The 19,468-nt window shown below is 64.5% G+C and carries 19 protein-coding genes and 1 pseudogene; 17 read left to right on the plus strand and 3 right to left on the minus strand.

The features are described 5' to 3' along the window. Positions 1-38: 38 nt before the first annotated feature. The 4 genes from hydA to TACI_RS02165 are packed head-to-tail and all read left to right on the plus strand — an operon-like array spanning position 39 to position 7,679. Positions 39-1,424 carry a dihydropyrimidinase gene (gene hydA / locus TACI_RS02150; protein WP_012869183.1) on the plus strand — a complete coding sequence of 462 codons (1,386 nt, stop codon included), beginning with the start codon at positions 39-41 and terminating at the stop codon, positions 1,422-1,424. After that, entirely contained in the window at positions 1,425-3,992 is a 2,568-nt protein-coding gene (gene xdh, locus TACI_RS02155; RefSeq protein ID WP_012869184.1) for a selenium-dependent xanthine dehydrogenase, read from the plus strand. Positions 3,993-4,052: 60 nt separating this feature from the next. Beyond that, a complete protein-coding gene (locus TACI_RS02160) occupies positions 4,053-6,314 on the plus strand; it encodes a xanthine dehydrogenase family protein molybdopterin-binding subunit (RefSeq protein WP_012869185.1) in 2,262 nt (753 codons plus the stop codon). Positions 6,315-6,326: 12 nt separating this feature from the next. Next, positions 6,327-7,679 carry an FAD binding domain-containing protein gene (locus TACI_RS02165; RefSeq protein ID WP_012869186.1) on the plus strand — a complete coding sequence of 451 codons (1,353 nt, stop codon included), beginning with the start codon at positions 6,327-6,329 and terminating at the stop codon, positions 7,677-7,679. Between the two features lie 54 nt (positions 7,680-7,733). Here TACI_RS02165 and TACI_RS02170 read toward each other — a convergent pair whose 3' ends face one another. Then, positions 7,734-8,333 carry a lysophospholipid acyltransferase family protein gene (locus TACI_RS02170; protein WP_242601177.1) on the minus strand — a complete coding sequence of 200 codons (600 nt, stop codon included), beginning with the start codon at positions 8,331-8,333 and terminating at the stop codon, positions 7,734-7,736. A 96-nt stretch (positions 8,334-8,429) separates the two neighbouring features. Between TACI_RS02170 and TACI_RS02175 the strand changes: the two genes are divergently transcribed. The 5 genes from TACI_RS02175 to pcp all read left to right on the plus strand — a co-directional run bounded on the left by TACI_RS02175 (position 8,430) and on the right by pcp (position 12,198). Continuing rightward, entirely contained in the window at positions 8,430-9,047 is a 618-nt protein-coding gene (locus TACI_RS02175; RefSeq protein ID WP_012869188.1) for a DUF502 domain-containing protein, read from the plus strand. 177 nt (positions 9,048-9,224) lie between these two features. Next, positions 9,225-9,914, plus strand: a complete 690-nt coding sequence (locus tag TACI_RS02180) for a Crp/Fnr family transcriptional regulator (protein WP_012869189.1) — start codon at positions 9,225-9,227, stop codon at positions 9,912-9,914. A gap of 25 nt (positions 9,915-9,939) precedes the next feature. Beyond that, positions 9,940-10,611, plus strand: a complete 672-nt coding sequence (locus TACI_RS02185; protein WP_012869190.1) for a DUF969 domain-containing protein — start codon at positions 9,940-9,942, stop codon at positions 10,609-10,611. A 2-nt stretch (positions 10,612-10,613) separates the two neighbouring features. After that, complete coding sequence (locus TACI_RS02190) at positions 10,614-11,525, plus strand: DUF979 domain-containing protein (protein WP_012869191.1); 912 nt, start codon at positions 10,614-10,616, stop codon at positions 11,523-11,525. Positions 11,526-11,550: 25 nt separating this feature from the next. Then, positions 11,551-12,198: a pyroglutamyl-peptidase I gene (gene pcp / locus TACI_RS02195; RefSeq protein WP_012869192.1), complete on the plus strand. Its 648-nt coding sequence runs from the start codon at positions 11,551-11,553 to the stop codon at positions 12,196-12,198. 55 nt (positions 12,199-12,253) lie between these two features. Here pcp and TACI_RS02200 read toward each other — a convergent pair whose 3' ends face one another. Continuing rightward, positions 12,254-12,466, minus strand: a complete 213-nt coding sequence (locus TACI_RS02200; protein WP_164925106.1) for a hypothetical protein — start codon at positions 12,464-12,466, stop codon at positions 12,254-12,256. Next, positions 12,409-12,789, minus strand: a pseudogene (locus TACI_RS09225) (methyl-accepting chemotaxis protein); the annotation flags it as partial. The pseudogene TACI_RS09225 and the gene TACI_RS02200, both read right to left, overlap by 58 nt. A 306-nt stretch (positions 12,790-13,095) precedes the next feature. Between TACI_RS09225 and TACI_RS02210 the strand changes: the two are divergent. From TACI_RS02210 to argC, 8 genes are all read left to right on the plus strand, one after another. Then, the gene (locus TACI_RS02210; RefSeq protein WP_012869193.1) at positions 13,096-14,658 is read left to right on the plus strand and encodes a bifunctional UDP-sugar hydrolase/5'-nucleotidase; all 1,563 of its coding nucleotides are present in this window, start codon (positions 13,096-13,098) and stop codon (positions 14,656-14,658) included. Positions 14,659-14,704: 46 nt separating this feature from the next. Beyond that, positions 14,705-15,868 (plus strand): amidohydrolase, encoded by a 1,164-nt coding sequence (locus TACI_RS02215; protein WP_416340839.1) that lies wholly within the window; start codon positions 14,705-14,707, stop codon positions 15,866-15,868. A gap of 468 nt (positions 15,869-16,336) precedes the next feature. Beyond that, the gene (locus TACI_RS02220; protein WP_012869195.1) at positions 16,337-16,504 is read left to right on the plus strand and encodes a hypothetical protein; all 168 of its coding nucleotides are present in this window, start codon (positions 16,337-16,339) and stop codon (positions 16,502-16,504) included. Positions 16,505-16,506: 2 nt separating this feature from the next. Continuing rightward, positions 16,507-17,337: a RimK family alpha-L-glutamate ligase gene (locus tag TACI_RS02225; protein ID WP_333645057.1), complete on the plus strand. Its 831-nt coding sequence runs from the start codon at positions 16,507-16,509 to the stop codon at positions 17,335-17,337. A gap of 12 nt (positions 17,338-17,349) precedes the next feature. Beyond that, complete coding sequence (locus tag TACI_RS09395) at positions 17,350-17,472, plus strand: hypothetical protein (RefSeq protein WP_012869197.1); 123 nt, start codon at positions 17,350-17,352, stop codon at positions 17,470-17,472. Positions 17,473-17,544: 72 nt separating this feature from the next. After that, positions 17,545-17,700 carry a hypothetical protein gene (locus TACI_RS02230; protein WP_012869198.1) on the plus strand — a complete coding sequence of 52 codons (156 nt, stop codon included), beginning with the start codon at positions 17,545-17,547 and terminating at the stop codon, positions 17,698-17,700. After that, on the plus strand, positions 17,691-18,413 hold the full coding sequence (locus TACI_RS02235) for a citrate/2-methylcitrate synthase (protein WP_012869199.1): 723 nt from the start codon (positions 17,691-17,693) through the stop codon (positions 18,411-18,413). Before TACI_RS02230 ends, TACI_RS02235 begins: the two co-directional genes overlap by 10 nt. Next, positions 18,401-19,456 carry an N-acetyl-gamma-glutamyl-phosphate reductase gene (gene argC / locus TACI_RS02240; protein ID WP_012869200.1) on the plus strand — a complete coding sequence of 352 codons (1,056 nt, stop codon included), beginning with the start codon at positions 18,401-18,403 and terminating at the stop codon, positions 19,454-19,456. The genes TACI_RS02235 and argC overlap by 13 nt, the downstream gene beginning before the upstream one ends. Positions 19,457-19,468 lie beyond the last annotated feature (12 nt).

Here is a 19,468-nt window from a genome sequence, read left to right on the forward strand (position 1 = left end):
GGGGCCCTAGTGGCCCCGCCCCGGGAGGTATGAAAGCGATGGGAACCGTCTTCAAGGGGGGCGTCATAGCCCTGCCCGATGGGCCTGTGAGGGCCGACCTAAGGATAGAGGGGGAGCTGGTCCACTCCATAGGGGAGGACCTGGAAAGGGACGGGGATATGGTCGTCCCTTGTCAGGACCGGATCCTCCTGCCCGGTGGGGTGGATCCCCATACCCACTTTGACCTCCCCGCCGGGGAGTTCAGGACCGCCGACGACTTCGCCACCGGCACCGCCGCGGCCCTGGCGGGGGGCACCACCACCATAGTGGACTACGCCACCCAGTTCAGGGGCCAGAGCTTGAGGCAGGGGGTGGAGGAGTGGCATAGGCTCTCCATTGGCAAGTGCCACTGCGACTACGCTTTCCACCTGGCGGTGACCGACTGGAACGACGGGATAGAGGCGGAGGTCCCCCAGATCGTGGCGGAGGGCATCCCCTCGTTCAAGATGTACATGGCCTACAAGGGGCTGTTGCAGCTGGACGACGGCTCCATAATGCGGATGATGGAGATCCTGCGGGACCTGGGGGGGCTCCTGTGCCTGCACTGCGAGAATGGGGATCTGGTTCACTGGCTCAGTCAGCAGCTGGCCCAGGAAGGCAAGCTCTCCGCCCGGTACCACCCGGCTAGCCGCCCCGGCTTCGTGGAGTCCGAGGCGGTCTTCCGGGCCCTCACCATGGCCAGGGCGGTCCAGGCCCCGCTCTACCTGGTCCACTTGAGCGCCGGAGAGTCCATGGACCACGTGAACCTCTTCCGGCAAAGGGGCTCCACGGTCTTCGCGGAGACCTGCATACAGTATCTGTTGCTCAACGAGGGACGCTACTCCCTGCCCCAGGGGGACGCAATGGCCTACGTTTGTTCTCCCCCCCTGAGGTCCCAGGCGGATTCGGATCGCCTCTGGGAGGAGCTCCGCAGGGGCAACGTGGACGTGGTGGCCACGGATCACTGCTCGTTCAATCTAATGGGGCACAAGGACAGGGGCATGAACGATTTCAGAAGGATCCCCAACGGGCTTCCGGGGGTGGAGAACCGGCTGCCGTTGCTCTACTCCGAGGGGGTCGCCAAGGGGCGCATATCCCTTGAGACGTTCGTGAAGGTCACGGCTTGCAACCCCGCCAAGATTTTCGGCCTCTACCCCATGAAGGGTACACTGGTTCCCGGCAGCCACGGGGACGTGGTGGTGTTCAACCCCCGGTACCGTTGGACCGTGAGGGCCGCAAGGCAGCTTCAGAACGTGGACTACAACCCCTACGAGGGTTGGGAGGTGACCGGATCGGTGGAGTCGGTTTTCCTTAGGGGAGCTGAGGTCTTCCGGGATGGTCGGATCTTGGGTCAGGAACCCGCGGGCCGTTACCTCAGGCGCCGCGGGCGGAAGGAGGAAGCGTAGATGTACGTGTTCAAGGTCAACGGAGTGGAGCATCAGGAGGAGCGGGACAGGAACCTCTTGGAGTATCTGAGGAAGGAGCTTCAGATAACCTCCGCCAAGGAGGGCTGCGGCGAGGGGGCCTGCGGAACCTGCATGGTGTTGGTGGACGGGAAGAAGCACCGGGCGTGCCTCCTCAAGCTCTCCCAGCTGGACGGCAAGGAGGTAATCACCGTGGAGGGCCTGTCCGAGCGGGAGAAGCAGGTCTATACCTGGGCCTTCGCCAGCACCGGGGCGGTCCAGTGCGGCTTCTGCATCCCCGGCATGGTGATAAGCGCCAAGGCCCTGCTGGATCAGAACCTGAACCCCACCAGGAAGGATATCAAGGAGGCCATAAGGGGCAACATATGCCGCTGCACCGGCTACGTTAAGATCGAGGACGCCATCGAGAAGGCCGCCTGGGCCTTCCGGGAGAACTACGTGCCGGTGGAGGAGGACAGGGCCTGGAAGGTTGGTGAGGCCATGCCCCGGGTTGACGCCAAGGACAAGGTGCTGGGGGTGGCCAAGTTCGTGGACGACCTGTCCCTGCCGGGCATGCTCTACGGGGCGGTGCTCCGCTCTCCGGTCCCCCGGGGGCTGGTGAAGAAGATCGACGTCTCCGAGGCCAAGGCCATGGAAGGGGTCGAGGCGGTCATAACCTGGAGAGACATCCCGGGCAAGAGGATCGTGGGACACCTGGTACAGGACTGGCCGGTCCTGGTGGCGGAGGGGGAGGAGACCCGCTATGTGGGGGATGCCCTGGCGCTGGTGGCCGCCCGGGACGTGCACATCGCCCGGGAGGCGGTGAAGCGCATAAAGGTGGATATAGAGGAGCTCAAGCCCCTGCTTACCCCCGAGGAGGCCCTGGCCCCTGATGCGCCTAAGATCCATCCCTGGGGCAACAAGGTGGAGGTCAAGACCCACGTGAAGCGGGGCGACGTGGACGAGGCGCTGGCCAAGTCCGCCCACGTGGTGACCCGGGTCTACAAGACCCAGCGGGTGGACCACGCCTTCATGGAGCCCGAGTCCGCCCTGGCGGAGGTGGTGGACGACGGGATAGTGGTATACACCGGCGGCCAGGGGGTCTACGACGAGAACCGGCAGATAAGCGCCATGCTGGGCATCCCCGCTGAAAAGGTGCGCTGCATCACCGCCATGGTAGGTGGCGGTTTCGGCGGCAAGGAGGACATGTCGGTGCAGCATCATGCGGCCCTGATGGCGTGGATCACCAAGAAGCCCGTTAAGCTCACCTGGACCAGGGAGGAGAGCCTCAGGGTCCATCCCAAGCGGCACCCCATGACCATCGAGATAACCTCCGGCTGCGACGAGGAGGGACGCCTAACCGCCCACAGGATCCGCATAACTTCCGATACCGGGGCCTACTCGTCCCTGGGCGGTCCGGTCCTTCAGAGGGCTTGCACCCACGCGGGCGGTCCCTACAAGGTGCCCAACATAGACATAGAGGGAGTTGGGGTTTACACCAACAACCCCCCCTGCGGCGCCTTCCGGGGCTTCGGGGTGACCCAGTCCGCCTTCGCGGTGGAGGGCAACCTCAACCTTCTGGCGGAGAAGGTGGGCATTTCTTACTGGGAGATTCGCTGGCGGAACGCCATAGAGCCCGGGGACGTGATGAGCAATGGCCAGATCGCTGGTCCCGATGTGCGTTTGAAAGAGACGCTGATGGCCGCCAAGGAGGCCTTCGAGTCAAGCCCCTACGCGGGGATAGCCTGCGGCATGAAGAACAGCGGCCTGGGCGTGGGGGTTCCCGACGTGTCCCGGGTTAGGCTGGAGGTCCGCAACGGGGTGGTCCACATCTACACCAGCGCGGCCTGCATGGGGCAGGGCATAGCCACCATGACCACCCAGATAGTTAGCCACGTGACCGGGCTTCCGGTCTCGAAGATCAAGCACATGCCGGCGGACACCAAGCTGACCCCCGACGCGGGGACCAGCACCGCATCCCGTCAGACGGTCTTCACCGGTGAGGCCACCAGGAGGTGCGCGGAGCTCCTGAGGCAGGATCTATTGGATGCGGGTTCCCTGGAGGCCCTGGAGGGGAAGGACTATTACCAGGAGTTCGATTTCAAGAGTGATCCCATGGGGTCCGACAAGCCCAATCCGGTGAGCCACATAGCCTATGGCTACGCCACCCACGTGGTGATCCTTAACCAGGAGGGCAAGCTGGAGAGGTACGTGGCCTGTCACGATTCGGGGCAGCCTATAAACATCAAGTCCATGGAGGGCCAGATCGAGGGCGGCGTAGTGATGGGAATGGGATACGCCCTCACCGAGGAGTTCCCCACCCCCGGAGGCTACCCGGTGAAGAAGTACGGCACCCTGGGGCTCTGGAGGGCCACCGACGTGCCCCCCATAGAGGTGAAGCTGTGCTATGCCAAGGGCGGGGATGTGGTTTTCGGCGCTAAGGGTGTCGGGGAGATCTCCCTGGTCCCTCCCGCTCCGGCCATAGCCCTGGCCTACAAGCGGTTCGACGGGGTTGAGAGGACCGAGCTGCCCCTGGTTGGAACTCCCTACGATAAGAGGAAGCAGGCTTAAGGAGGGGGCCCGGGGAACCTCCCGGGCCCCATATGAGCACCTTCGGGAGGGGATCTTGAGATGAAGTGCAAGGTTGTTGGGACCTCGGTACCGCGGAAGGATGGCATCGAGAAGGCCACCGGGAAGGCTCCGTTCGTGGCGGACATGCGGGTGCCCGGCTGCTGGGAGGGGGCGGTGATAGGCTCCCCGGTGCCTCACGGGATACTCAAGGGCTTTGAGAAGGACCCGTCATTCGACTGGTCGAAGGTGGTGTTCCTCACCGCCAAGGACCTGAAGGGGAAGAATTTCGTCCACATGATCCGGGACGACTTCCCCATCCTGGCCGAGGAGCGGATCACCTACGCCACCCAGGGGCTGGCTTTGGTGGCCGCCCCGGACGAGGAGACCCTGAAGGGGGCCCTCAAGGCGGTGAAGCCCATAATAGAGCCCCTCACCCCGGTGCTCTCCATCGAGGACTCCCTGACCAAGGTGGCGGTCATCTGGGGGGAGGACAACATCCTGGACGAGTACCGGATCGACCGGGGGGACCTGGAGAAGGGCTTCGCCGAGGCGGACCTGATCGTGGAGGGCACCTATCGGACCGGTCTCCACGAGCACGTTTACCTGGAGACCCAGGGCATGATGGCCATTCCCAAGGAGGACGGCACCCTGGAGGTGGTGGGCTCCATGCAGTGCCCCTACTACGTGCACGGTGCCCTGGTCCAGTCCCTGGGCTGGGAGCCCGAGAGGGTAAGGGTGCGCCAGGCTGCCACCGGCGGTGGCTTTGGCGGCAAGGAGGACTTCCCCTCCGCCATAGCCCTGTGGGTGGCCAACCTGTCCCTGGCCAGTGGCAAGCCGGTGAGGCTCATCTACGACAGGTCCGATGACCTGAAGGGCACCCCCAAGCGGCACCCCTCCAGGACCAGGATCAAGGCGGGGGTCAAGAAGGACGGGACCCTGACGGCCCTTCAGATAGAGTTCATCCTGGACGGCGGGGCCTTCACCACCATGAGCCGGGTGGTTCTCCAGCGGGGAACCCTGCACGCTCACGGGTGTTATCGGGTGCCCAACGTGTCCATCCACTCCATGGCGGTGGCCACCAACATGGTCCCCAGCGGGGCCTATCGAGGTTTCGGTGCTCCCCAGTCCCTGTTTGCAATCGAGAGGCACATGGACAAGATAGCGGACTTGTTGGGCATGGACCCCCTTGATGTGAGGCTCAAGAACGTGCTCAAGGCCGGGGACTACATGCCCTGCGGCCAGGAGCTCAAGTTGCCGGTCTTCGCCGAGGATGTGCTCCTCAAGGCAGCGGAGCTGTCGGACTACCGGCGCAAGAGGGCGGAGTACGCCAAGGGGACCGGTCGGGTGCGCAGGGGAATTGGGATCAGCTTGGCCATGCACGGCGGGGGCTTCACCGGGGCTGGGGAGACCAACATGGGCACGATGGTCAAGATCGACTTCGACGGGGAGCGGTTCAACGTCCACGCCAGCAGCACCGACATGGGTCAGGGCATAGCCACCGTTCACCCCATGATCGCCGCCGAGGCCCTGCACGTGCCCTACGATGTGGTGTTCAGCCCCAGGCCGGACACCAGCGTTACCCCCAACAGCGGCCCCACCGTGGCGTCCAGGAGCACCATGTACGTTGGTCGGGTGGTCCAGGAGGCGGCAAAGAACGTCATCGCCGAGCTGGGGGATTTCCTGAAGGCCAAACACGGCCAGGCCACCTTCTCCGATGGCTTCTTTGAGACCCCCAACGGAAGGTTCTCCGTCCTGGAGGCCGCCAAGGCCTGCTTCGGCGAGAGGGGAGAGTTCAAGGTGCTGGGCACCCTGCCGCCGGGCTGCACCGGCGAGTGGGATCAGGATGCCTTCCGGGGAGAGGCCTACAAGGACTACTCCTGGATCGCCCAGGCCATAGAGGTGGAGGTGGACACGGACACCTTCGAGGTCCAGCCGGTTAAGGCTACCGTGGTGGCGGAGATAGGCAAGGCGGTGCACCCGGTCCTGGTGGAGGGGCAGGTTCATGGCGGGCTCCTTCAGGCCATAGGCTGGAGCCACATAGAGGACATGACCCTCACTTCCGAGGGGCACATATCGGCGGAGCACCTGAACGCCTATCTGATCCCCACCACCATCGACACCCCAGAGTGGAACGTCGAGATTTTGGAGCCCGCCACCTGTCAAGTGGGTCCCCATGGTGCCAAGGGCCTTGGGGAGTTGCCCATGGATGGAGGGGCTCCTGCCTTCGTGGCGGCGGTCCAAAGCGCGGTTGGGGTGTTCGGTACCGAGGTGCCGCTGACCGGGGAGAAGCTTTTCAAGCTCCTTGAGGAGAAGGGCTGCTAGGAGGTTAAGGCCATGAGGATACAGATGACCGTAAACGGCAAGGTGATGGAGGCGGATGTTCACCCCCTGCGACCCCTGCTTCGGGTCCTCCGGGAGGACCTGGGGCTCACGGGCACCAAGGAGGGGTGCGGCGAGGGTGAGTGTGGTGCCTGCTCCATAATGATGGACGGGCTGCTGGTGAACGCCTGTTGTGTCCCCGCCATCCAGGCGGCGGGCAGCGAGATATTCACCATAGAGGGTCTTGGGGACGACGCCAACCCGGACCAGCTCCAGGTGTCCTTTGTGGACGAGGGGGCGGTCCACTGCGGCTTCTGTACCCCGGGGATGATCATGGCCTCCCGGGCCCTGCTGGAGGAGGTGCCGGAGCCCACCCTGGACCAGGTCCGGGTGGCCCTGTCGGGGAACCTGTGCCGCTGCACCGGCTACGAGAAGATCTACCGGGCGGTGGACAAGGCGGTCAAGCTGGGCTACACCAAGACCTTCAAGCCCAGGACCAACCGGTGCGACAAGCGGGAGCCCCAGTTCTCCAAAGAGGAGGAGGGCAGGTACTTCTCCCCCAGGAGCCTCAGCGAGGCCCTGAATGTGCTGGCGGAGCACCCGGATTGCAGGTTGCTGGCGGGGGGCACAGACATACTGCCGGACATCAAGAACGGCAAGGGGGAGCCCCGCAAGGTGCTGAACCTATTCGGCGTGCCGGAGCTCCACGGGGTGGAGCTGGAGGGGGACGTGATCCGCATCAAGGCCTGCACCACCAACGGGGAGATAATACGCAGCTCCCTCTGCAGGGAGCACCTGCCGGCCCTGGTGGAGGCCTCCGCCAGGAGCGGCGCCCCGGCCATCCAGAACCGGGCCACCGTGGGAGGCAACTTGGCCAACGCCTCCGGGGCGGCGGACCTGCCGGTGATCCTCCTGGCCCTGGATGCCCGGGTGCGCCTCGCCTCCGCCAAGGGAACCAGGACCATGACCCTTAAGGAGTTCATGCCCAGCTACAGGAAGAACGCCTGTGAGGCGGGGGAGATCCTGGAGTCCATCGAGATCCCCGTGCCCGCCAGGGGGTCCAGGCAGCGCTACTTCAAGAGGGGGTCCCGCAAGGCCCTGACCCTCTCTCGGGTGAGCCTGGCCATGTACCTGGAGGAGGAGGACGGGGTGGTGAAGACCTTCCGTATGGCGGCGGGGAGCATGTCCCCCCTGCCCATGAGGCTTCACAAGACCGAGGAGGCGGTGATCGGAAAGCCCCTTTCCCAGGTGGTGGAGCTGGCCTCCAAGGCGGCCTACGACGAGGTGAATCCCAGGAAGAGCCCCTCCTACCGGAAGAGGATAACCTCCAACCTGGTGCGCCGGTTCTTCGAGGAGCTTCAGGCCTAGGTAGGGTTGTATGGCACCGTGGGGCCGGGGCGGATGCCCCGGCCCTTTGGCGTCTCAGCGCCCCTTGAGGGCCTCCGTCAGGCGGCGGAGAAGCATCTCCCTGGCCACCTTCTGGTCCTGCCCCTCGAAGGCCTGGGGCCATATGGGGGGCAGGAACGTGACCCTGATCCGGTGGGGCTTAGGGAAGGATCCGGAGGGGGGCAGGGCCTCGAAGGCCCCCTCTATCCGGACCGGCACCACGGGCTTGCCGGTCTTGAGGGATAGTAGCGCCACCCCCCCCTCCAGGGGTAGCAGCTCCCCAGTGAGGCTCCGCCGTCCCTCGGGGAAGATGAGGAGGTCCTTGCCGGACTTAAGCAGCTCAACCGAGAGCTTTAGGACCGATGCGGCGCCGACCGCGTCCGACTGGGAGACCTTTATGGCCCCCAGGGCGGTTATGAGGAGGGCGAAGGGCTTGGATCTGAACAGCCCCTCCCAGGCGATGGCGGTTATCCTGCGGGGGAAGGCTACCCCCACCACCGGTGGGTCCAGGTAGCTGCAGTGGTTCGGGGCCAGGATCACGTTTGAGGCGGGCACGTTATCCAGCCCCTGGACCCGGAGGCGGTGGTAGGCGTGAAAGTAGATCCAGAGGAACGCTTTTGTCAGGTAGTATACCATGGTGCGCAAGGGCAACACCTCCAGGGCCTTTTTAGGTGTAATATATGGGTGTGGATAGGATTATAAAGCCTTAGTTTAGGCACGGGGGGATCCAAATTGGATGGGGCGAACGGTTCTTCCAGGTCCTTTAGGCGTCTGCTGCTGAGGGTGAGGCTGGCCCTTTCTTCGCTGGTGAAGACCTTCGGGACCGGCCTTATGGTGTTCTTCCCGTTGATAGTCACCATCCTGGTCCTCAATTTCGTCTTCGCGTCGGTGGAGGCCATCCTGGTGTGGCTGTTTGGCCTGACCAACTCGGTGGAGGCCACCGCGGGGATAATGTTGGTCACCCTGGCGATCATATTCTACGGGGGCTACAAGATAAGGCGCCAGGAGAAGTGGTTCATGTCCCGGGTGGACCGGTTCCTGGCGGCGCTTCCCGTGGTGGGATCCTGGTATAAGGTAATGCGGGACCTGGTGGACCGGCTCGCCGGCAAGGACCAGAAGGACATGTACCTTGGGGTGGTGGAGGTGCCGGTGGGAGAGGGGCACGTGCTGGCCTTCGTGACCCGGAGGGACGTGATGCCTGACGGAACCGCCATGTTGACCCTATTCATGCCCACCAGCCCAAACCCCACGTCGGGGATAGTCATGTTCTTCCCGGAGGACAAGGTCAGGAAGTCCCACCTGTCGTCCGACGCGGCGTTCGCCAAGATAATATCCCTTGGGCTGAAGTGAACCGCCTCAGCTTGTGGTTTGAAGGGATCATATTTGGTTTCTGAACTTTAATTTCCATAGGGGTCGTCGGATTTTTAAGGAGATTGGCGCTCTTTTGTATCTGGTGATACAGATGATGGGCCCCGGGTTGTGTATATTTCTCACAACCCGGGGCCTTGTTCTACAGGAGGGGATCCTATGGGGCGGTTTGACCTTTACGGTGATCTTTTCGATCCCGCCAGTCAGGGCAGGATGAGGGCCTTCTTCCTCAACGATGTGGCCCCCCTGGGGGTGATCCGGGACTATGCCCGGGGAACCTCGATAGATCACCTCTCCATGAGGGCATCCATGGGGGTGGTGGTGAGGGGCTGCGTGGCCAAGTCGCTGGTCAGCTACGGGGGAAGGGAGAAGCTCCTCTACTTTCTAAGGCCCGGGGAGGTCTTCGGCGAGATGGATCTCTTAGACGGGGGCTCTTTCCCCTTCGTGCTGCAGGCCCGTGAGAGGAGCTCCGTGTCCTTCGTGTCCAAGCGGGACGTGGAGGCCCTTCTGGACCGAAGGCCGGATCGATACGGGCTGTTCGTCCACAGCATGACCAGGAAGTTCAGGATAGTGTCCCTGCAGCTGGCCAACAGCGTTTTCAACGGATCGTTGGGACAGGTGGCGGAGGCGCTGCTCCGGCTGGCCTCCTGTTCGGACCCCTCTGGGGACGGTCCGGTTGTCCTTCGGCTCACCCAGCAGGAACTGGCATCGAACATAGGCTGTTCCAGGGTTGCGGTGGCCCGGGCCCTGAGGGAGCTTATTGAGATGGGGGTGATAGAGAGGCGGGGCAGGGAGATGGTCCTAAGGGACCTGGGAAGGCTCAGCGGGCTGAGGGATGGTGTGCGTTGAACCGTCAGATTGGAGGTGTTTGGCTTTGATAAAGCTGGTGGGCGTGGTTATCGTGGTGGTGGGGCTTCTACTCCGGTTCAACCCCCTTCTGGTGGTTCTGGTGGCGGGTTTCGCCACCGGTCTGGTGGGGGGCATGGGGCCCATGGAGGTCTTGGAGGCCCTGGGGAACGCCTTCGTTACGAACCGTTACATGTCCCTCTTCGTGCTCACCCTGCCGGTCATAGGCGTCCTGGAGAGGCACGGCCTCAAGGAGCAGGCGGAGAGGTTCGTGTCGTCCCTCAAGGGGGCTACTGCCGGCAGGGTGATGATGCTGTACATGCTGTTCAGGCAGCTGACCTGCGCGGTGGGCCTTCAGTTGGGTGGCCATCCCACCTTCGTTAGGCCCATAGTGGCCCCCATGGCGGAGGGGGCCCTGTCCAAGGGGGGGGAGCTGGATCCGGACCTTTCGGACCGGGTGAGGGCCATGGCGGCGTCGGCGGAGAACTACGGCAACTTCTTCGGGCAGCTGATCTTCATAGCCTCCGGCGGGCTTCTCCTCATAAAGGGCGTCATGGATCAGGCGGGTCACCCGGTGGACCTCATGAGGATGGGCATGTACGCGGTCCCAACCGCGGTCTGCGCCTTCGCCATGGCGGCCCTCAGGTTCCACCTTTTCGACTTGTCCGCCAAGAGGGATCTCGAGAGAGGAGGTAACTAGATTTGAAGCTCACGGTGGATCACATGTACCTTCTGACCGGCCTGGTTCTGCTTGCCTTCTCAGCCCGGTCCTTCCTGGATGGGGGCAACCGGAAGAGGCTGGGGAACGGCCTCTTCTGGGGCGTCTACGGCCTCACGTTCCTTCTGGGTGGCCTGGTGCCGAACCGGGTGATCGGGTTCATGGTGGTGCTACTGGCGGCGCTGGGTAGCTTCGACATGATGGGGCGGGGCTCTTACGGCGAGACCACCCGGGAGGAGAGGATGGCCCGGGCGGCGGCGATGGGTAACCGGATCTTCCTGCCAGCGCTGATCATTCCCCTGGTCACCTTCGGGGTGGCCAAGTTCACCTCCCTTGGGGCCCTGGTCGGCCTCGGGTTAGGCACCGTGGTGGGTTTCGTGGCCGCCGCCCTCATGCTTCGGGAGGGGCCCCTGGTGTCGGTGGAGGAGGGTAGGAGGCTCATAGACGCCATCAGCTGGTCCGCCATACTGTCCCAGTTCCTAGCCGCCCTAGGCTTCCTGTTCGATAAGGCGGGGGTGGGGGCGGTGGTGGCTGGCATGGTCTCCTCGGTGGTGCCCCATGGGAGCCGGTTGGCCGCGGTGGTGGCCTATTGCGTTGGCATGGCCCTGTTCACCATGGTGATGGGCAACGCCTTTGCCGCCTTCGCGGTCATAACCACCGGCATAGGGATACCCATGGTGGTGATGCAGGGGGCGGATCCGTCGGTGGCGGGGGTCATAGGCATGCTTTCCGGCTACTGCGGGACCCTGATGACCCCCATGGCGGCCAACTTCAACGTGGTTCCCGCGGCCCTGTTGGAGATCCGGGACAAGAACCGGGTCATCGTGGCCCAGGTGCCTGTGGCCCTGGCCATGCTGGTGGCCAACGTGGTTCTCATGTACACCCTGGCGTTCTGATCGAGATTGACTGGAGGTGTGGCGGATGAGACACGTGTTGCTGACCGGATTCGACCCCTTCGGTGGGGAGAGGGTGAACCCCGCCCTTGAGGCGGTGAGGTGTCTGGACGGCAGGGTCATCGCCGGTGCCGTGGTGAGGGCGGTGGAGGTGCCCACCGTCAGGTTCAAGTGCGTTGAGAGGGTCAGATCCGCCATAGCGGAGCTGGACCCTTTGCTGGTGATATCCGTGGGCCAGGCGGGGGGGAGGGCGGAGATAACCCCCGAGAGGGTGGCCATAAACGTGGACGATTTCAGGATAAAGGACAACGAGGGGAACCAGCCGGTGGATGAGGTGGTGGATCCAAAGGGCCCCGCCGCATACTTCTCCACCCTGCCGATAAAGGCCATGGTGGATGCCATGAGAAGGGCCCACATCCCCGCATCGGTGTCCAACACCGCGGGCACATTCGTGTGCAACCACCTGTTCTACGGCCTCATGAGGCACCTCCACCTGGAGGGCAACGTGAGGCGCGGCGGCTTCGTCCACATCCCGTACCTTCCGGAGCAGGCCGCAAGGCTGTCGGGTCAGCCCAGCATGGGGCTGGATTGCGTCCTAACGGGCCTTGAGGCGGGGATCGCCGCCGCCCTGGAGTGCGGGGAGGACAAGCCCATAACTGGCGGAACCGAGTGCTGAACGAGGCCGGGGGCCTAATGGGGCCCCCGGCTGGTCTTTCGGTGAGAGGGACAGTTCAGAGCCGGAAGGAGACCATCAGGGCCTTCAGCTCCCCCGCATGGGAGGCGAGCCGCTCCGCCTGCTGGGCCACGTTCTCGGTGCCCTGGACGGTCTCTCGGATGGTGCGGTAGATGTGATCCACCGACTGGGATATGTGGACCGTGGAGGAGGCTATGTGCTCCACCGCCCCCTCCATCTCGGACGCCAGGGCGGACTGCTCCTCCGACACTGCCGCCAGGTCCGAGAGGACTCTATGACCCTCTTGACCGCCTGGGTGGCCCTCTCCAACCTATCCATGGCCCCCTCGGAGGTCCTGGCGGTGTCCGACAGGACCCTGCCGGCGGACTCTATGGATCCCACCGCCTGGTCCACCTTGTCCCTGAGGGATCCTATAAGGTTCCCTATGGACCTGGAGGCCTGGTTTGACTCCTCCGCCAGCTTCCGGACCTCCTCGGCCACCACCGCGAAGCCCTTGCCCGCCTCCCCCGCCCGAGCCGCCTCGATGGCGGCGTTCAGCGCCAGAAGGTTGGTTTGGTCCGCTATGCGGGAGATGGTGTCCACGAAGGAGGTTATCTCCTCCTCCTTGGATATCTTCCCTTGCTCCACCTGGGAGTTCCAGTGCTCCAGTACGCCGGTTGTGAAGTCCACTATGCCCTTCACCCCCTTGATCCTGTCCTGGTAGACGTCCTCGTAGGTCCTCTTGTAGGAGACCCCTATCAGGGCCGCAGGCGACAGAAAAATTATACGGCTCAAGCTTACCCAGTATAAATATCTAAATATTTTAACCGATCCCCGGTGCTCAAAAGACATATTTAATGTTAAACTTCGAATAGATCATTGTGAGTGGGGGGATCTGCATTGAGGAGAAGGTTTCTGCGGCCCGTATGGGGTGTGGCGGTTCTTCTGTTGCTGTTGCTTGGAGTTATGGCGGAGGCGTCCCAGCTGACCATACTGCACGTCAACGATACCCATGGTCATGCGTGGCCCTTCGATGTCAGCGACGGTCCGTCGGTGGGGGGATTCGCCCCGCTGAGCACCCTGGTGGACCGGATACGGCGGGAGGTGGAGTCCAAGGGGGGGCACGTGATCTTGCTTCACGCCGGGGACTTCAACACCGGGGTGCCCGAGTCGGATCAGAGCGACGCCATGCCGGACATAGTGGCCATGAACATGATCCGCTTCGACGCGGCTACCCTGGGTAACCACGAGTTTGACAAGCCAAGGGAGGTGTTGAAACGCCAGCTGGACTTTGCCCGGTTCCCGGTGGTCAACGCGAACCTGGTGGATTCCATGGGGTTCAACCCCTTGAAGCCCTACGTTGTGAAGGACTTTGGGGACGTGTCGGTGGCCATATACGGTCTTCTGACCCCTGAGACCGCCCAGCTGGAGCCGGTGCACCTCAAGGGGTGGACCCTGGAGGACCCGGTGGGGGTGTCCCGCCGGCTGGTGCCCAGGCTCAAGAACCGGGCCCGGGTGGTGATCGCCCTGACGCACCTGGGCTGGTCCGACGATCCGTCCCTTCCCGGCACCTCCCGGGCCCTGGCGGAGGCCCGGATACCGGGCCTGGACGTGATCGTGGACGGCCATTCCCACACCCTCTTCAAGGAGGCCCCCACCATAGGGCACACCACGGTGGTCCAGGCGGGGGACTGGGGCAGGTACCTGGGACGGCTGGACCTAACCATCGAGGATGGGAGGATAACCCGCAGGTCCTGGCGGGCCATCCCGGTGAACCTCAAGAGGGCGGTGGGACCAGGGGGCGGCAAGCGGGTCTTCGAGTTTCTGGAGGGGGAGATACCGTCGGATCCCAAGGTGGAGGCCGCCCTGGACTACTTCAAGCGGGTGGGCCGGGAGAGGCTGGATGCGGTGGTTGGAAGGACCAGGGTGCTACTCGATGGGGAGCGGGAGCGGGTGAGGTCCATGGACACCAACCTGACCAACCTGGTGGCGGACGCCATGAGGTGGAAGGTGGGGGCGGACGTGGCGCTCCTGAACGGAGGGGCGGTGAGGGCCTCCATATCCCCCGGGGACGTGACCTACCGGGACGTGCTCACCGTGCTCCCCTTCGGCAGCACCCTCTACGTGGTGGAGCTCACCGGGGAGCAGCTCAAGCGGGTGCTGGACTTCGCGGTGACGGTCCCCGCCGGCAAGGGGGGCTGGCCTCACTTCTCCAACCTCACGCTTCGCAGGGGAGCCTCGGGGGCCCAGGACGTGAGGGTGGGGGGCAAGCCCCTGGACATGGGGGCCAGGTATCGGCTGGTGACGTTCAACTACCTGGCCCTGGGTGGGGACGGCTACCAGGTCCTCAAGGAGCTGAAGGGTTACGACACCGGGTTCGTGGACGCGGCGGTGCTGGCGGAGTTCATGGGTACCCAGGGGGAGATATCCGGCTGGGACGGGTCTCAGCGGTACGTGCCCTGAGGGGTCCCGCGGGCTCGCCTTGTCCCTCATGTTATGTGTTCGGGAGGTGTTCGCCTTGAAGGCCATTGTGAACGGACGGATATGGACCATGAGCGCCGGGGAGATACCCGGTGGAACCATCCTGTTGGACCGGGGCAGGATCGTGGCGGTGGGGTCCTCGGTGGAGGTGCCCCCCGGGGCGGAGGTGATAGACGTCTCCGGTGCGGTGGTGACCCCGGGCTTCATCGACGCCCACACCCACGCGGGCATATGCGAGGAGGGGGTCCCGGAGGATCCGGATCCGGTCAACGACGCCACCGATCCCATCACCATGGGCCTTCGGGCCCTGGACGCCATAAACCCCTCCGACGAGGCGTTCCGCAACGCCCTATCGTCCGGGGTGACCTGCGTCAACGTGGTGCCCGGGAGCGCCAACGTGGTGGGGGGTACCGGGGCGGTGGTGAAGACCTGGGGCTCCACCATGGAGGACATGCTGGTCCTGTCCCACTCGGGGATGAAGGCCGCCCTGGGGGAGAACCCCATGCGGGTTCACGGCAGGAAGGACCGGCTCCCGTCCACCCGGATGGGAAACGCTTATTGTCTCAGGAAGGCCCTGCAGGATGCGGTGGACTACCGGGAGCGCAAGAGGTCCGCGGCGGAGAAGGGGGAGCACTTTTCCCTGGACCTTGGGTTCGAGAACATGCTTCCCGTGTTGGAGGGGAGGGTTCCCTTGAGGGTCCACTGTCACCGGGCGGACGACATATGCACCGCCGTCCGGGTGTGTGAGGAGTTCAAGGTGCCCTTTACGTTGGAGCACGGCACCGAGGGGCACCTGGTGGTGGAGCTGCTGGCCTCCAAGGGGGTCAGCGTGGCGGTGGGGCCCACCCAGTCGTCCAAGAGCAAGATAGAGCTGAGGAACAAGGGGTGGGAGACCCTAGTGGCCTTCAGCCGGGCTGGGGTCCGGTTCTGCATGATAACCGACCACCCGGTGATCCCCATAGAGACGCTGCAGGTGGCGGTCTCCCTGGCGGTGAGGCACGGCCTTGAGCCCCTGGAGGCCCTTAGGGCGGTTACGATCCGGGCGGCGGAGCACCTGGGTCTTGCCCACCGGATGGGGTCCATCCAGGAGGGCAAGGACGGGGACCTGGTGGTTTGGGACGGGGACCCCACGGACGTGAGGGTGGCCCCCCGGATGGTCTTCGTGGAGGGTCGGTTGGTTTACGAAGCGTAATTCAATGCGATAAGCAATAAACTAGAGTTTGTTTTGATCAACGGGCTTATGTAAACTGAAGTGAAAATGCAACCCGGTTAAGTGCATTTTGGGTGTTGACAGGACGGCCCCTCCGGTGTATTCTGCTTCTCAACAAGGGCTTCAGTGAACCTTGAGGGGTTTAGAAGCGGAAAGGCCATGATGCGGATGGCCGAGCGGGCAACCGAACCTTACAGAGAGTGACCTCCACCGGCTGAGAGGGGTCTGGGTTCGCCGCAAGGCCCAAGGTCCGCGGAGCCGGAGCGGAAAGGCCCGCCCCCTGATGGGCGGCGGGGCCGGAGTACGACTCCCGGGTGGGTCCCGTCACAGGCCCAGGAGAGGAACGGCTCCTGGTGAGCCGTTCAAGTTGGGTGGTACCGCGAGCTGTGGAGGCTCGTCCCTTCGGGGACGGGCCTCCTTTTTTTATCAAAAATGAGGAGGTCGATCGGTATGAGCGGGGTGTGCGTGGTCTGTGAGGGTTCCGTGTCGGTGCCGGAGGGTTGCTGCGTGGGGGAGATCCTGGTCTGTCCCGACTGTGGGGTGGAGCTGGAGGTCCTCTCCCTGGAGCCTCTGGAGCTGGGGGAGGCTCCGGAGGTCCAGGAGGACTGGGGAGAGTAGCGGTGGAGCTCCTGGTGATCTACACCCGGCTCAGGGTGGAGGAGAAGCTGCTCCACCAGCGGGCCCAGGAGCTGGGCGTACCCTCCCGGCTGGTGGACGCCACCCACTGGGTGCTGGGCGGGGACCTGGACGTGCCTTCCGGGGGGGTGGCCCTCTGCAGGGCCATATCCCACGGGCAGAACGAGACCATCGCCCGGTGCCTGGAGTCCCGGGGGATAAGGGTGTCGAACCCGCCAGAGGTGATGGCCCGGTGCGGGAACAAGATGCTTACCGCCCTGGCGCTGGACGCGGAGGGGATCCCCCAGCCTAGGTGGCGGGTGGCCCTCTCCCCCGAGGGGGCCATGGAGGCGGTGGGGGACCTGGGGTTCCCGGCGGTCCTCAAACCCCTCTGCGGAAGCTGGGGAAGGCTTCTGGCCAAGGTGAACGACCGGGATGCGCTGGAGGCGGTGGTGGAGCACAAGCACCAGCTGGGGGTGAACCACCAGACCTACTTCATCCAGGAGTACGTGGAGAAGGGGGGCTTCGACGTTCGGGCCTTCGTGGTGGGTGGACGTCCCGTGGCGGCCATAAGGCGCAGTAGCCCCCACTGGATAACCAACACCGCCCGGGGAGGAGAGGCCTCCAACGTGCCGGTGGACGTGGAGATGTATCGTCTCCTGGAGGGGGTCCAGCGGGCCATCGGGGGGGACTTCCTGGCGGTGGACCTGTTCCGATCCGATCGCGGGTGGCTGGTCAATGAGGTCAACGACGGAGGGGAGTTCAAGAACTCCATAGGCCCCACCGGTGTGGACATACCGGGCCTCATAGTGAGGCACCTCTTGGATCTGAAATAGGAGGTAGTGACCATGGATCTGGATAGGCTCAAGCGAAAGCCCTTCGGGGCGGATGGTTCTTTGGAGGCTAACGGGACGTTCGATATCGATTTCCAGATGGGCGGGGCTATGCGCCGGCCAGGGGGGTCCTCATGACCTTGAGGGCACCATGGTTCCTTGCGCAGGCCCGCCCCGGAGGGGCGGGTTTTTTCATTGGAGGTGTTTCGGTTGGTTATAGAGCTTTACGAGCGAGGGCGGCTGATCATTACCTTGGAGCTGACGGCTGATTTGGAGGACCCCCGGGAGGGAGTGGGCCGGGTCATTGAGGACGCCCCCACATTGGATGATCCGGGGCACCTGGGGAGGGATGGGGAATGGTGGTAGCCTTGGCAACCCGGGTAGCTCCTGACCGCATAGAGATAGACGGGGAACCCATAGGGGAGTTCATCCGGCGGGGGGATCCGGCGGAGATGTGGTTCAGGATGATCCAGGGCAGGACCCCCTCCCAGGAGGAGTCGGCGGTCTTTGGGGCCATCCTCTGTTCCATGGCGGACCACGGGGACACCCCGCCCAGCACCCAGGCGGCCCGGCTGGTGGCCTCGTCTGGGTCCCCCATGCAGTGTTCCCTGGCGGCGGCCCTCCTTGCCTTCGGGGATCATCACGCGGGGGCCATCGAGAGGGCCATGGAGCTCTTCTCATCCTGCGTGAGGGACCGGGAGATCCCTTCGGTGGTGGCGGACCGTTTCATCTCCCGGGGACGTCGGGTGCCCGGGTTCGGGCACCGGGTTCACCGGGAGGACCCCAGGGTTCGCCCCCTGGTGGAGGTGGGATCCGCCCTGACGCACCGGCCACATCTGAGCTTCTTCCTGGGAGTGCAGGATCATCTCAGGTCCGCCAAGGGCATAGTGGGCAACGTGGACGGGGTTTGCGGGGCGCTGCTCCTTGACCTGGGCTTCCCCCCCTCGGCGGGCCGGGCGGTCTTCTTCTGCGGCCGTATACCGGGGCTCGTCTCCTGGATACTCCGGGAGGGGGAGCTGGGCCCCTTCAGGCCCTATAGGCTTGTCCCCTCCGAGGAGGTGGCGCCATGTATCGCGTAGCCATCATGGGGGCCTCCGGCCTGGCCGGGGGAGAGATACTAAGGATCCTGGCCAACCATGGGGGCTTCCGGGTCTCCCTGGTCACCTCCGCCTCGTCGACGGGCAGGCCGGTCAGGCAGGCCCATCCTCACCTGGCCTACGCCTACCGGGACCTCACCTTCTCCCCCGAGGAGGCGGTGTTGGAGGGTGAATGGGACCTGATCTTCCTTGCCCTTCCCCATCGCAAGAGCGCTCCCTGGATCCGGCGCCTGATGCCCCTCCTGGAGGGGGGGCGCAGGCTGGTGGATCTATCGGGGGACTTCCGGCTTAGGGACACCGAGGCCCACCGCCGCTGGTACGGGGAGGACCCGGCGGAGGACCTCCGGGGGGCCTTCGTCTACGGCCTGCCGGAGCTTCATCGGGAGGAGATTCGGTTCGCCTCCCTGGTGAGCGGCGTGGGGTGCAACGCCACCGCCGCCACCCTGGCGGCCCTCCCCCTGGTCCGATCGGGCCTCTCGGAGGCGGTCCTGCAGTGGTGGTTCGAGTGTAGGGTCGGATCCTCTGAGGGGGGGAGCGTCCCCAACGAGGGGGGGATGCACGTTTTCCGGAGCCGGACCATGCGGGTGGTCTCCTGCTTCTCCCACCGGCACCTGGGGGAGGTGAGCCAGGAGCTCCGGATCCCCGAGGAAGCCATGTCCCTCACGGTCACCTCGGTGGAGATGGTCCGGGGGGTCCAGTGCCTTCTTAGCGCCCCCTTGAGGGAGCCCCTGACGGAGGGGGACCTCTGGCGGGCCCTGAGGTCCGCCTACGGGACGGAGCCCTTCGTGGACCTGTGCCCTCCCCGCCCGGGGCACATGAGGCTACCGGATCCCCGGCTGGTGCTGGGGAGCAACCGGGCCCTGGTGGGGTTCTCACTGAGCGACGACCGGCGGCGGCTCCTGGTGGGTTGCGCCATCGACAACCTGATGAAGGGGGCGGCGGGCACCGCGGTCCAGTGCGCCAACCTGATGTTCCGCCTGCCGGAGGAGCAGGGGCTCATAATGCCCCCCGCTTATCCCGCCTAGGCGGATCCAATG

This window comes from Thermanaerovibrio acidaminovorans DSM 6589 (assembly GCF_000024905.1).
GTDB lineage: Bacteria > Synergistota > Synergistia > Synergistales > Synergistaceae > Thermanaerovibrio > Thermanaerovibrio acidaminovorans.

Coding starts and splice junctions, on each gene's coding strand:
- hydA (WP_012869183.1), top strand. CDS start 39: ATGGGAACCGTCTTCAAGGGGGGCGTCATAGCCCTGCCCGATGGGCCT.
- xdh (WP_012869184.1), top strand. CDS start 1,425: ATGTACGTGTTCAAGGTCAACGGAGTGGAGCATCAGGAGGAGCGGGAC.
- TACI_RS02160 (WP_012869185.1), top strand. CDS start 4,053: ATGAAGTGCAAGGTTGTTGGGACCTCGGTACCGCGGAAGGATGGCATC.
- TACI_RS02165 (WP_012869186.1), top strand. CDS start 6,327: ATGAGGATACAGATGACCGTAAACGGCAAGGTGATGGAGGCGGATGTT.
- TACI_RS02170 (WP_242601177.1), bottom strand. CDS start 8,333: ATGGTATACTACCTGACAAAAGCGTTCCTCTGGATCTACTTTCACGCC.
- TACI_RS02180 (WP_012869189.1), top strand. CDS start 9,225: ATGGGGCGGTTTGACCTTTACGGTGATCTTTTCGATCCCGCCAGTCAG.
- pcp (WP_012869192.1), top strand. CDS start 11,551: ATGAGACACGTGTTGCTGACCGGATTCGACCCCTTCGGTGGGGAGAGG.
- TACI_RS02220 (WP_012869195.1), top strand. CDS start 16,337: ATGAGCGGGGTGTGCGTGGTCTGTGAGGGTTCCGTGTCGGTGCCGGAG.
- TACI_RS09395 (WP_012869197.1), top strand. CDS start 17,350: ATGGATCTGGATAGGCTCAAGCGAAAGCCCTTCGGGGCGGATGGTTCT.
- TACI_RS02235 (WP_012869199.1), top strand. CDS start 17,691: ATGGTGGTAGCCTTGGCAACCCGGGTAGCTCCTGACCGCATAGAGATA.
- argC (WP_012869200.1), top strand. CDS start 18,401: ATGTATCGCGTAGCCATCATGGGGGCCTCCGGCCTGGCCGGGGGAGAG.